Source organism: Methylomonas sp. MED-D, assembly GCF_050276835.1.
Lineage (GTDB): Bacteria > Pseudomonadota > Gammaproteobacteria > Methylococcales > Methylomonadaceae > Methylomonas > Methylomonas koyamae_A.
Genome location: NZ_CP189965.1, coordinates 1,528,854 through 1,542,731, shown reverse-complemented (window position 1 = coordinate 1,542,731; position 13,878 = coordinate 1,528,854). Strand labels below are relative to the sequence as shown.

Sequence of the window (13,878 nt, the reverse complement as noted above, 5' to 3'; positions counted from 1 at the left end):
TTACTTGACCAAACTCTGCGTTACCAAGCCGACCTGGGTGATTTCCAAGCGGCCCAACAAGGCCAGAATGTCCACAACACTTTGATATTGCACCGTGGCATCGCCCTTGACGACCACCGGCAGTTCCGGATTGGCGGCCTTGTATTGCAACAAGGTCGATTCCAGCTGTTCCATCGTCACCGGAAACGTATCCAAGAAAATCGTACCGTCGGCGGTGACCGTAATCGCTTTAGTTTGCGGCTTGGACAGGCTGGGCGTATTACTGGCCTTAGGCAGGTTAACTTGCACGCCTTGCACCGCCGCGGTGGTCATCAAAATAAACACCACCAACAGCACATAAGCCAGATCGAGCATCGGCGTGATGTTGATCTCGTCGTAAGCGGCATTTTCTTCTTGAACTTTCATGGAAACTTCTCGCGTTTTCGTAGGGTACGCATTGCGTACCGGCTAAATTGCAAGGTACGCAATGCGTACCCTACGAATGGGTGGTCAGCTATGCTGTTCGGCCAATTTGGCGACGAACTCGTCGACGAACACCTGCATATCGGCGGTAATCACCTTAATCTGGCTACCTAAATAGTTGTATCCGAACAAGGCCGGAATCGCGACGCCCAGCCCGGCGACTGTCGCGGTCAACGCAGCCGCGATACCCGGCGCGATGGCGTTGACGTTGACTTCGCCGCTGACCGCGATCGCCGCGAACGTAATCATGACTCCCACCACGGTCCCGAGCAGCCCCAGAAACGGTCCGCCGGAGATGGCGATGGTCAACAACACCATTTGCGAATTGAGTTTTTGCAGTTCGCGGACCAGCGCGCCGTCCATCGAGGCCTTGACCGCGTTCAGCGCCTGCGCCGACAACGCTCGGTCCGCGACATCGGCGCCGACCGCCTTGGCCAGACGCTTGTTCATTTCCTGCACGCCGACGTGATAGACCCGGTAGATCGACGACCCGGCGAACGCGGCGTGATGACCGGTCAACGACAACAGCAACGGCGACTCGTCGAAGTCGCTTTGACCGTCTTCGTCCGCGTGGTCCAACGTGGCAATATCGCGCTGACCTAACCGGCTGAAGGCCGCTTCGAACTTTTTGTTTTCGGACTGGGTCCGGCCCAGCACGATGGCCTTGGCAATCATCACCAGCCAACTGATCACGAACATCACCATCAGGATGCCGATCACCACCCAGCCGTCCACGGTCACGTTGTTCAGCGTCGCGGTAAAATACGACTCGCCGCCCTCCTCGCTGTCCGGCGTACTGTCCTCGCCGTAACTCAACAACGTGGAGTTTTGGCCTTGCAACAAGGCGGTGAAGCGCAAGGCGTTGCCGTCGCGCACCGTTTTGGCAATGCCGAATTCGTCGAGCGCGCCGACGAAGCCGCGGCTACCGTCTAGCGCGGCGCCGATCGCCAACTCGCCGTCCAGCGCAGTCACCGTCGCCGGTACGTTGCCGACCGCCTTGCCGTCGACATATAAGGTGTAACCGCCAGCGTTGCCGGTCACCGCCAACAACTGCCACGCGGCCAGATTCAAGCCGGCCGGACTGACGAATTCCTTGCCGGCCACTTGCAAGACCGGCGCCTGACCTCTAACGGATAAAGTCAATTTATCGCGTTGAAATATGACCGCGTCGGCCTGCGGCTGATCGATCTTGACCCACATCGACAGCGTCCAGCCGGGATCGGTCGCGGTTTGGATCGCCGGCGTGGCCGGCACCTTGATGACCGCTCCGCCGTTAAACCCCGCCGCGTCGCCGATCGCGCCGCCCTCGATCCGGCTGGAGCCGGCGCTACTCGGTTGGCTGGCGTAGGCGGTGGCATCCTTGACCGCATCGGCCTCGAAATGGAAAGCCAGACCTTGGGCGACATCGAACAAGCCGGCGCCGTCCTGGCCGTCCACGGCCTTGGGATTGCCGTAATACATCCAGATCGCCGGCTCGTCGGCATTGGCGATGTCCTTGGGCAATTTCACCCAGATCAGCGCCATCTCGTTGATCGCATCGATTTTCTCGATGTAAAACTTCAGCGGGGTTTTGTCGTCGCCGGCGATAAAGCGCACATCCTTGCCGTTTTCGCCCAGATCGGTAAAGAAGCCGAAATTGCCGGTATGCAGCCGTACCGGTATCAAAGCCTCGCCGACCGGCTTGACGCCTTCCTGCTGCAATTGCTTGGCATCCAGGGTGATTTTCTTCCGGTAACCCCAATCGTCGTTCCACCACGCCAGGGCCGGCTGCGATAAACTCAACAAGGTCAATACTGCCAGGACTATCCGCTTCATGTTTACTCTCAAATCAAAACATATCGCGAATTATCCCCGCCAAATCTTACATTTTTATGACACCTTGGGAATGACGCCAAAGCCTCGGACGGCGCGCTCCGCCGAGCCAATCAGCGGCAGCTTGCCGCCGGTACCGCTATCAATCGCCGAAACCGAGGATTTCGACGCTGAGTATGCCGAGGATAGCCTTGGCAATCGCGGCGGCGGTGTTCTTGCCGGCCACGTCGCCGCCGACCGTGCTTTCGGCCATTTGGCTGACACCGGCGGTCAAATTGCTGGTGCCGGTCAAGCCGGCGGCGACACTACCAACCGAGGCCACCGGCACGCCGGTGGAAATTCCGCTGACCTGGATGTTTTGCGCGCCCAATACCGCCGTCGCCGAAATGGTGACGTTGGTACCGCCGATCCCAGCCTCGCCGGCATCGACCACCCCTTGCGGCGCGAACAAATACACGTCGCCGCCGACCACGCCTTCCGAGCTGCCCGCGGTCCGGATACCGCTGCCGGATACCACCGGCGGAAACTCGATGACCATGTTGCCTTTTTCGTCGAAGCTGATTTTCGGCGCCGGCGCGGAAATAGCCGATTTGGCACCGCGGCCGGCATCGATATTACCCTTGGACGACCACAGCATAATGTCGCCGCCGTCCAACGCGAACACCCTGGACGTGTTGACCTGAAAATTATCGCGCACGAAAGCGTTCACACTGCCGGCGCGCTGCACGACAATACCCAGGTCCGACGCCGGCTTAGCGCCCTGAAAGGATACCGCCAGACCGGCGTTGACTTCGCCGCCCGGCACCAACAGATTGATGTTTCCGCCATCCAGCGTATGCATTTTGCTGAACACCATCCGCAAGTTACCCTGCCACGGAAACGAGACCTGCGCAAGACCGTCGGCACCAAGCCAATCGCCTTCCGGGAACAGCGCTTGCAAAGCACTTTCGGCCAAGGCGCCGTCGCCCGACTTCAAGCCGCTGAAAAACTGCGTTTTAATCAGATCGAAGGTTTTCCGTGCCGCCGCTACTTGCTGCGTCGGCAACTCGCGAAAAGCTTCCAGTGCCGATGCCGAAGTTAGCGTAGTGTCGCCCGTCAGCGACCGCGTCGCATCGATAAGCTTGGATTGAGTCGCGGCACCGGGGAACAGAAAGGCTTCGGACGCGTAGCCCAACACATTCAGCGCCTTACCGAGATCGGTCTTCCAAGTGGCGCCGGGGAACAATGCCTGCACTTTGGATTCACCCAAAACCTTGATAACCGCTTCTCCGCTGGTGGATTGAATTTGTTGGAAATACAGCGGCATCAGAATTTTGCTCAGTTGCGGTTCTATCGCAACCAAATCGTCGTTGGACAGGCTAGCGAACGCCGTTAGCGCGTCGGCTTCGCTTAAATTAGCCTCGCCGGTGCGCGTCCGCATAAAGTCGGTTACCAAGGCGCCGATCGCCTGCCTGGCGTCGGCATGCTCCTTTTCATGGGCTTGGTAAACCGCCGAAATCAAGGTTTCCAACTTCTGGTACTTGGCGGCGTCCAGACCAGCCGCGCCGGATACGTCACTAAACAAGTCGGCATTTTTTAAATTATTCAATCGCTCGTAATAATCGGCGAACGCCAACAAGGTTTGGATGTAACGCGTCGGACCTTGCAGATAAACCTCAATGAAATTGGCATAGTCGATCTCGCCGCCGACGCCGGCCATCACTGTCAGATTGGCACCCTGGTCCGGCAGATTGGCATTTGTCACGTCGCCGACCGTCGATATCCCGTTGGAAGCCCCCAAATCGATGTCGCGGCCGGCTTTTACCAGCACCTCACCGCTGCCGCCGATCTCGATACTAGCGCTGTTATCCAACAGCGAACCATTCGCATTGCGAGCGCTGCTAAAGCGAATATCGCGGGCGGCCTTGATTAGGCTGGCATCGTCGACGTTGGCGTGTTGCGCCGACACCGCTAGATTCAGGATGTCGTGCCCCGAATCCACCAAGACTTTGGTCGCCAACACCAATTCGATATTCTTGATGTCGCCGCTGCGCGTCACCAAGCGCGCCGGTTGCTTGTCGCCGGCGTGGATCGGCGTGGCGGCATGCGCCAGCGGCGAATTCCCGAGCGGATTGAAGGCGCCGGCCAAATCCGCCATCGATGTCCGCGCCAGCGGTGCGGTGGCGCCGGGCGCCAACGCCGGGTCGGCATCGGATACTCCCAGGCGATCGGTAAGATCGGCCGCGCTGATGTCGCCTTCCGCCAACAAATTCAAGCTACCGGTCGCCGCCGGAAACAGGATGATTTCGTCGTTCAATACGATGTCTCCGCCAAACGCGGTGGCATTCAAGGAGCCGGGATATAAGGCCGCCAACGACTGTTGCTCATTCGTTCCAGTGGGAATCAACACGGAAATCAATTTCGAGGTACTACTATATAAGCCAATGTCGCCGGCCAGAGTGGCCAAGGTCAAACCACTGTCGGCGCCGTAGCTGAAAAAATTCACTTCGCCGTCGTCCGCTATCATCGGATCGGTGACGCCGGCCAGCGACAAGTCGTTTCCAGCCGATATGTCGAAACGGGTATCCCCCATCAACAGTACCGGACCGTCGGCAAACTGACTGCCGCCGCCTATGCTTCCGCCAGCGCTCAGCGAGCCTTCGCCTTGACCCACATAGAACACACCGCCGTTGACGTTACCGCCGGCCTGTATCGCCAGAGTACCGCCGCCGCCGACCTCGACTTGGTTACTGTTAAATCCGCTCAGGTTCGGGCTACCGTTGGCGTCGCCGACCTGCTTGCCGGTAGTCGGCATGACCACTTCCAGATCGTTGATATCGCCGCCCGCCGTGACCTTAACCGCGCCGCCGCCGAAAGCGCCGACGTTTTGCTGGAACAACGGCATTGGTGCCTTACCCGGTTGGGTGTTACTGGCGGCGCCGGGAATATAGCCCAAGGCCACGCCCCAGGCGGTTGGTTTTTCCTGAGCCTGATCCGACCACTGGCCGATGCGTAGCAACCAATCGTTATAGTTGTTATTGCTGACCGTCCCTTGGATATTACCAGCCGCCGCCAGACCGACATTACCGCCGTCCACCGGATATTCGCTATAGGCAAACAGGGCAACCGCCCGGTCGCTGAGCGTGCCGTAAGGAGCGACTTGCGTCGTTGTGCCCGCGCTGTAGATGGATGCCGGCGTGTAAGTGGCGGTTAGTTGAGTATTATTGGCTATCTGCAACGACGTGGCTTGGCTAAGCGTCACGGTCGGCAACGTCGAAATGGCCGTGTCGGCGGTCATTATTTTGGTCGTCGCGGTGCTTAAATGTACCGAAGGCAGGGTCGTCAAGGTCGAATTGGCCGAAACCGCCGCAGTCAGTGCGTTGTTGATCGTGACTGTCTTGGTGTTGACGTTGATCGCGGTAATCTGAGTCCCGGCCGCGACACCGTTGCCGGACAGGTAGTCGCCAACCACCCAACCGCCGACATCGGCGACTTTCAGACTCTTGGTGTTCTTGGCGGCCAAAGCCGTGGTTTGCGCCGCGACGCCGGCCGGATTAATACCGGTGATAGTGGTACCCGACGCGATGCCGTTACCAGTCAAATAATCGCCAACCCGCCACCCGGACGCGTCGCTGTCGCCCAGCCGTAACGATAGGCTGCGATTGATTGCCGAAGCGGACGTCGCATGCGCGATTCCGCCCGCGGCTACATCGGTAATATAGGTCCCGGCGACAATCCCCGAACCCGATAGATAACCGCCGGCTTTCCAGGCCGACGCATCGCTGACCGCCAAAACCGTGCTGCTTTTCGCGGCGGTCGAAGCCAGCCGGTTGGTGGCGCTGTCGCCGCCTGAAATCACTATATCGCCGCCGGCATTCAACTGAATGTCGCCGGTGCCGGTTCTAACCTTGACGTTGCTGGTTAGCGTCAGATCGCCGGCACCCGAGGTTTTGTCCGAATCGGCGCTGGTCAAATCGCCGCCGGCGGTCAGTTGGTAGGACCAGGACGCGCCGCTCTGCAATTTGTCGATAATCGAGACCGACTTGGTAGTGCCGTCGAAATTGTCGTATTGAAACGTGACGTTTTTAAACCCGTCGCTCAACGACTGATCCAGTGTGAAATCGCCGCTGGCCCGAATCACCAAGCGCCCCGGCACGTCGTCCCAAACATTGTCGTCGCTGTTTTCGTCGTAGCGCCAGTCGGCCAGATCCCACTTGTCCTTTAAGGTCAGGTCGCCGCTGTAATCGATCTCGACGCCGGCCAGCAACCGGATGCCTTGGCCCAACCGGTCGGCGACCGCCGCCATGTTGGCTTCGGTCATGTAGGCGGCGGTATCGGCCTTGATTTTGGCGATGTCGGCGGCGTCGATTCGGCCGTCGTCGCCCAAATCGGCGTTGGCATATTTGGCGACGCCCTCGGCATAAAACGTCTTGTAACCGCTGACCGAGCCGGCGACCGGCTGTATCCGCACCCCGTTGCCGTCCCGCAAGGCCCGTAGCGTCACGTCGCCGCCTTCCGCGCCGGTGCCGTGCACGTCGATTTGACTACCTTCGCCCACCGCGACGCCGGAGATCCCGTCGCCGTCGCTATCGACGCTGGACAACAACACCGAACCGCCCTTGGCGCCGTCACCGGTACCGCGCGCCGACAGCGTAGCGCCGGCGTTCAGAACCACATCGTCGCCGGCATACAATTTGATGCTACCGCCGGCGTCGGCGGCGTCGGCGTTCACGGTGCCGGCCAGTTCGATCGAACCGGTATCGGCGACCAGCGTCACTTGTTCGGCGCGGACCGAGCCGGACTGGCTTTGCACGATATCGGCTTGTCCGACTCGGATGTATATCGAACGATCGATACCGGCGCCGTTCAATTTTTGCGTTAACGCGTCGAAACCCTGGCCGGCGGCGAACTCGCCGACCTCGACCGTCGCGCTGCCGGACTTGGCTTGCAGTTCGCCTTGCAACGAAGCCGATTTTTCCAGAGCCCGGATTTCGACATTTCCGCCCTCGGCATCGCCACCGCCGCTATCCACGTCGATCAATGACCCGGCCTTGGCGGCGATGCCGCCGTGATCCGCCACCGCCGAGAAGCGACCGCCCTGGCTGTATTGCTCGACGTCGCCGAATTTAACGGCCCGCCCCGCCAAATCGAGCTGGGCATGTTCGCCCAAGCTCACGTCACCGCTCAACGCGTGCAGGCTCAACGCGCCGGACGGCAACACCACCCGACTATCGAAGTCGATATTGTCGGCGGTAACGGCCAATTCGGCGCCGTATCCGCTGACGATAGCCGCGTTACCGGTTAGACCGGCGAATTCCGCCGCATGCCCGCTCGCGTCAATGTTCAAGCTGGCGCCGCCGTCGGCGCCGAAACCGCCGGTCGCCAGCCGCAAATCGGCCGCGACGCGCAATTCGCCGTCACCGGTGGCGCGGACTTGCTCGCTCGCGTTGACATCGACCGCGTCGAAACCCAGTATCGAAAACCGGCCGGCACCGGTTTCCAGTCTATCGGCAACGATAGCCAATCGACCGCCGCCGTCAACAGTCTGTAGATTTTCCGCCGCTCCGCTGTTCGCCAAGACCAGCGTTCCGGCGCTGATCGACGCCACGTCGCCGGCCGCGCCGTGACCGGTCATACCCGCGGCGTTAATCGCCAAACGCTCGCCCCGCCAATCCACATTGCCGTAAAAGCCGAGGCTATCACGCGCGGTCAGCACCAATTCGTCCACGTTTAACTGGGCCAATTTGGCGTTGGTCAGATTCAATGCGCCGCCGGCCAAGCCGTCCACGGCACCGAGATTGACGCTATTGGCCGCCAGATTCAACGACCCCCCCTCCATCCGAATATCGCCCTGCAACTCGGTCGAGTGCGAAGCATCCAATAACATCGAAGCGGCGGCGTGCAACAACGCATCCTTGGCGACCAACAAATCGCCCGCCGAACCGTCGGTTTCGGTACGGTTCAGTTCGATTTGATCGCCGCCGGACAAGCGTAGCAAGGCCCCGTTACCGACCAGATTGAACACACTGTCCCCGCCGACCACACGGCGATCGGCATCCAAGCTCACATTGGTACGCACTTCGACCAGGTTTTTGGCCGCCGCGATAATCTCGCCGCCGCGCAGATTGACGCCCTCGGCGAACACCACGCTATCGGCACTGACATCAACCGCAGTCTCGCCAGTCTCGACATCGCGGTCTCGCGCGCCGCCGAGCAACAGGCTTTCCACATTCAGCGCGCTCAAGTCGTCGGCCAGAATTTCCAAGACGCCGGTGCCGGCAGCCTCGCCGGAGCGGTCGGCGACGATGCGGATGTTATTGGCGGCGATATCCATTCGAGCGCCGCGGCCGCCTTGCAAGGCTTGCAGCATGAACTCCCCTTCCATCACCAACCGGGTTTGCGCGATCAACGAAACCTGGCCGCCGTCCATCGGTAAATTGGGTGTTGCGGTTTCGTTGGTTTTAGCTCGCTCCTGGTAAAAGCTGTTGGCGGTGTAGGTTTGATATTCCGAGTACTTACGAACGTCGGCGCCGGTTTCGATTAGAAAACCGCTGGAACGCGCATCGCGAATACTGCCGCCGGCCTGGGCGAAATAACCCGACACGATGGTTCTACCGTCAGGCGTGTATTGGGTGACGACTTGGTCCTGAGTGTCGGCGACCGGTGTGATCAGATAGGCGCCCGGCAGCAATGCATAATGCGCCGGCAAAATCGCGTAGTCGCCGGCCGGCAGATCGCCGCTCGCTTCCAAATGAATCGTAGCGCCGAGCGAATAATCGAAGCTACTACTTTGGTAGTGGTCGTACGGACTCAGCAACGACCCCAAGGTCGGCAAAATCGCGAAGCCGCCCTGATAGCTGCCGCTACCGGACGTTAAATAATCGTAGGAGCCGCCGGCACCCGGTATGAATTCGTAGGCCAGCAAATCGCCTCCGCCAGCCAAATCCACAAGACTGCCGCTGGCGACATCGATCTCCGGCGCGTCCATGACGATGCGTTTTTCCGGCGCGGCGCCCCAAACCAGATTTCGAACATTATCCAAGGTATATAACCAGTCGGTTCCGCCCTGAACAACACCGAATGGAATCAATAGCTCCGTAGCGGTCAGCCGATCGATACCCGAGACTGAAGTCACGCTACCGGAGGCCAGCGTTAGCGTATCGCCGGCCTGGAACGTAATCTTCCCGAGCGGCGCCTTGACCACGCCTTGCTGGCTAATTAAGGGCGCCTCGAAAGTCAACGAACCGGCCGCCGACAACGGCGTCGCATCGGTGTTAGTGCCGGAGATAACGATTTTTCCGTCCGGATTGCCGCGCACCGCGAACGTGAAGTCGGTCAGTGTGCTGGGATATACTTGGCTGGCGTGCAAATACAAATCGCCGGCCGTCACCAGGGCACCGACATAATCGCGTTGCTCGTCGCTTTCCTCGCGGACGCCTATCGTGCGTATATCGTGGGCGCTGTTTAGCGTGACCTTCTGGAAGCCGTTCCAGAGACTAGCGCCGGTCAGTTGTATCCATTGCGCATTGCCGGCGAACTGTCCGCTACCGGTTTCGGCGCTGTCGGCAATAGTGCGTAGCTTATCGGAACCGAGCTCTAGAAAAGTGGTATTCAACACAACCGAGCCGGCGTCGGCGCCGTTCGATCCGACCGCGCGCAGCTCGGCGGCATCGATGTGGATGCGTTCCGCCGCGGTCAGATTGACGTCGCCGACGAAGGCCACCGCCGCGTCGCCTAACGTCCCGTTCACGGCCAGACTCAGGTCGGTGAAACCGCCGGCACTAATCTGATCCGCGCCGATACTTGCGAAGCCGATGCCGTCTTCCGGGTAGGCGTCGCCGAACTTCAGATCCTCTTCGGATTGGCGCTTGCCGCTCTGACTGACGTTAATGACCAACGGTCCGTCGGGAAACGGCACGACCGGAATTTCCGGACGGTTTAATTCCGAACGATCGAGGCGCAGCGACAATCGCCCGCCGTGCATGCTGGCCGAACCGGCATAGGCTCGCATTTCACCATCGATAACGATACCGTCGGCCGCTTTGATCGATATGTTGCCGGCATTGGAGGCGAAGGTTCGCTTGACGAAGGCCGCCGCCGAAACCGTATCGGAACGCTCGACATCGACGGTCGCCACGGTACCGGAAACATCCAGGACCGCCCCTTCGGCGATCACCACGGCGCCGCGTTTGGCATCGAAAGCGATCGTGCCCCCGTCCAGCACTTGACCGCCCCGGTTCCCGTAAGCGTCCGCCAGTTCCTTCACCGCGACGCCGCGCGCGTCCAAGCTGGCATGGTTGCCCAGCCAAATGGTTTGAGTGGGATCGTATTGCAAGCCAGCGGCCGGGTCGATGATCAAATTGATTTTTCCGGCCGCCGCCTTCAACGCACCATCGATAAAGACGCTGCCGGCCGTCGCGGTCAGTCCGATCGTAGAACCGGTATCGGCGACGATGCGGCTGCCGGTTTCCATCACGACGCCGGCATAGCCTTTTAAAGTTAGCGTGACCGACTGGCGCAAATGGTCGGCCAATTCGACGGTCCGGCTAAACCGGCGTATCGAACTGCCGGTCGCCGCGTTCTGGTAACCGGCAGTCAATACCAGATTGCGCTGGCTCAAGTTCAAGTCCACGTTGCGTTTTACCGTCAATCCGCCGAAGTCGGCGCTCAGATTGATTTCGCGAAAGGCCAACTGCTTGGATAGGTCGAACGATCCGGCTGAAGTACCCAGCACTAGCGTATCGGTCACGTCGGCGGCGGCGTCGGGCAATCCCACCAGGATTTTGCCGCTCGTCAGATTGAGCACGCCGTTTTGTTCCAAACCGTAGGCGGAGATTTCGCCAGCCAAGGTCAGCGTCGAAATCAAGTCGCCGGTGCTGCCTTCGGCCGCCAACGTAATCTCGCCGCCGCGACCGGACCGCAGGTTGCCGTTGACCGGTAACCATGCGCCACCGTCGGCCAAAATTTTGGCACCCTTGTTTACAAGCACGTCGCCGTTGGCGCGAAACACCACTTTACCGCCGTCGATCAGCAACGGATCGGTCGGGGTTCCATGCAGACCACTACGCAAATCGTTGACCCATGCGCCGGATACATCCACTTTGACTCCGGACGCCACGACTATCCGCCCCTGTTGCGCTAGATCGACGCCATCCGCCACCGCTGAAATATCGGTTTGCAAATTTAGAGCGCCGCCGGCCGCTTTGAAATCGCCGTTGACGGCGATGTTGGTCGCCTCGACGCTCAATTTGCCGCCCGGCCCCATCGCCAAGTCGGTGTCTAGGGAAGCGTCGCCGCGGGTCTTCACCGACACGTTGCCGACGCCGGAGCGGGTTAGCGTGGCGGCCGCGATTTTCAAATCGATATCGGTCTCGCCGTTCTTGGGGAATTCGTCGTTCAACGCCAAGGCCAACGCGCCGGCGCGATCGACGAATTGAACGTTCTGCAGAGTTTTTTGAGCGTCCTGAAACGTCGCCAAATCGATCTCAAAGCTGCCGTTCGCGGCGGCACTCGCCGAAGCTCGCTGGTAAACACCGACCTCGGAACCAGCGGTCAGAGTGCCGCCCCACGCCAGCCGAGGTGCCGAGATATTCAAGCTGCCGGCGGCCAGACCCTCGGTATAGCCTTTTTCAAAAACGCCTTTGCCGAACGACCCCAGCAAGTTCCACGTTTTACTGGCCCCCCATTTGGCATGATTTTCCTCGACGCTACCGAAAACGCCGGCATACTGTGCCGTAGGATCGGCATCGCTAATATCGACAACCTCACCGTAGCTGGTCAGCAGCTTGGTGGTCTTGATGTAACCATCCTGATATTGCAGCGAGCCGCCGGAAATATCGAATTGCGAGCCGTCGTTGGCGATCACGTCGCCACCGGACGTCAACGTGATTTTACCGCCCGTGCCCAATCGCTCTTCCACCGTTCGGCTGATCCTGGCCAAGGCGCCGTCGTCATCGACCAGCTCGGTACCCTTGCGCAAATCGACATACACTGTTTTGCCTTTTAGAATCCCGCCGCGCTGCAGCGGCGAATCGCGCAAGTCGTAACTCTGCACCGAAATCTCGCCGACATTGCGCTCCATCGCTACCTTGACGTTTTTATAGCCGGCCACGTCGATTTTGGCGTTTTTATCAATCAATATTCGGCCGGACTTGCCAAGGCCGGCGTTTTCCGGAGTGTCGGTCGCGTTAACGGCAACGGTCGCGCCGGGCGCGTGTATCGTCGAACCCGACTCCAAGGCCACCGTGTGGGCACCAATCTCGATATAAGACGCCGGTTGCGTCTGTTCGTCGATCGCGCTACCGCCGTCGCTATCGGCCACCACTTCGGTGACGCTGCCGTCACCCAAGCGAACCTTGGCCTTGGTTTCGGCCCCGTCGCCGGCATTGTCGCGGACGGTCTGCGTAGCGAGCAATACCGGATTGTTCTCCTTGATTTTCTCCCTGGCGATCAAACGAATGGAACCGTTAACGTTGACAGACGTCGTCGCGCTGACTCGGCCTTCCTGGTTGACCGCGAAACCGGCCAAGGTCACATTGCCCTGCCGCACCGAAATGTCGCCGCGATTGGTCACCTTGCCGCCGGTACCGACTTCGACCAGCAAGCCGGCGAACGGACTTTTATCGTCGGCGGCCTGCAGATACACCTTGTCTTCACTGGCCGCCATGATGATTTGGCCTTGAGCGCCGGCGCTCACGGTCCCCTCGTTAGTAATTTTCGGCGCGGCGATGATGATGCGGCCGGCCTTGTCGGTGGTGATCTTGGCGCCGGCGTTAATCAGTATTTCGGCGGTTTTCGGATCGAGCTTATCGTCAGGCGATTTGGGTTCGATGACCAAGGCCGCGCCCTTGCTTTCGTCGTAGACGCGGGTGATGCCGCGCGCCCAGGCTTCGTCGGTAACTTTCAACGTGGTGGCGATGAAGCTGTTGACGTTCACCACCGAGTCTTTGTCGAAGATAAAGCCGTTTTTGTTGTACAGATAGATTTGGCCGTTGGCGACGATCTGACCCATGATCCTGCTGGGATCTTGATCTGGATCGTTTATCTTGTTCAATGCGATCGACGAGGTGCCGGGCTGCTCGAACTTGACGGTATTTTCCTTGCCGACGTTGAATTTTTGCCAATTCAAGACTGCTTTGTCCGAAAGCTGCTTGATCACCATCGTATTCCCGTCCACGACCGGTGCTTGCGCACTACCGCTACTGATCCAAGCGGCCGCCGGTATCGGTAATTCGGCCAACGCGGCGCCGTTACCCACCAACAGGCCGCCGGCCAATGCGTAGCTCACGCGAGCCGCGAGCGGTTTCAATCGAAATTGAACGTCCTGGGATTTAGCCGATGGTTTGTTGGTCATGGAATTAGCCCTTCAAATAAAATTACGCGCCGGCGGGGAATTAACCAAATAAGCGCAAACAGATTAGCGCAAACAGCGACTTCGCCGAATTAATGTTCTATTGATTGCAACCATTCAGCGCGCGGCACGAATTTCTTTCCCGCGGAGAAGGAATAAACCACCCTTTTCCAAATGCCCGGCGAATAGTGACTATTTATTAATCTATCCGACTAACGGTCGCCAAAAACTGTACTAAAGTAGCAATCAAATTGTTTAGCCATTCGGAACATGAC

General features: G+C 59.4%; 3 protein-coding genes. All 3 read right to left on the bottom strand.

From position 1 onward, the window contains the following. Complete coding sequence (locus ACQE3E_RS06885) at positions 1 to 405, bottom strand: ExbD/TolR family protein (protein ID WP_071155059.1); 405 nt, start codon at positions 403 to 405, stop codon at positions 1 to 3. Positions 406 to 489: 84 nt separating this feature from the next. Continuing rightward, positions 490 to 2,277, bottom strand: coding sequence for a DUF2341 domain-containing protein (locus ACQE3E_RS06880; RefSeq protein ID WP_313728617.1), 1,788 nt, complete (start codon positions 2,275 to 2,277; stop codon positions 490 to 492). 139 nt (positions 2,278 to 2,416) lie between these two features. Continuing rightward, a complete protein-coding gene (locus tag ACQE3E_RS06875) occupies positions 2,417 to 13,606 on the bottom strand; it encodes a filamentous haemagglutinin family protein (protein WP_313728618.1) in 11,190 nt (3,729 codons plus the stop codon). Between the last annotated feature and the right edge of the window lie 272 nt (positions 13,607 to 13,878).

What these genes read in the sequence shown, in the direction of transcription:
- ACQE3E_RS06885 (WP_071155059.1), bottom strand. Translation starts at nt 405, where the DNA reads ATGAAAGTTCAAGAAGAAAATGCCGCTTACGACGAGATCAACATCACG.
- ACQE3E_RS06880 (WP_313728617.1), bottom strand. Translation starts at nt 2,277, where the DNA reads ATGAAGCGGATAGTCCTGGCAGTATTGACCTTGTTGAGTTTATCGCAG.
- ACQE3E_RS06875 (WP_313728618.1), bottom strand. Translation starts at nt 13,606, where the DNA reads ATGACCAACAAACCATCGGCTAAATCCCAGGACGTTCAATTTCGATTG.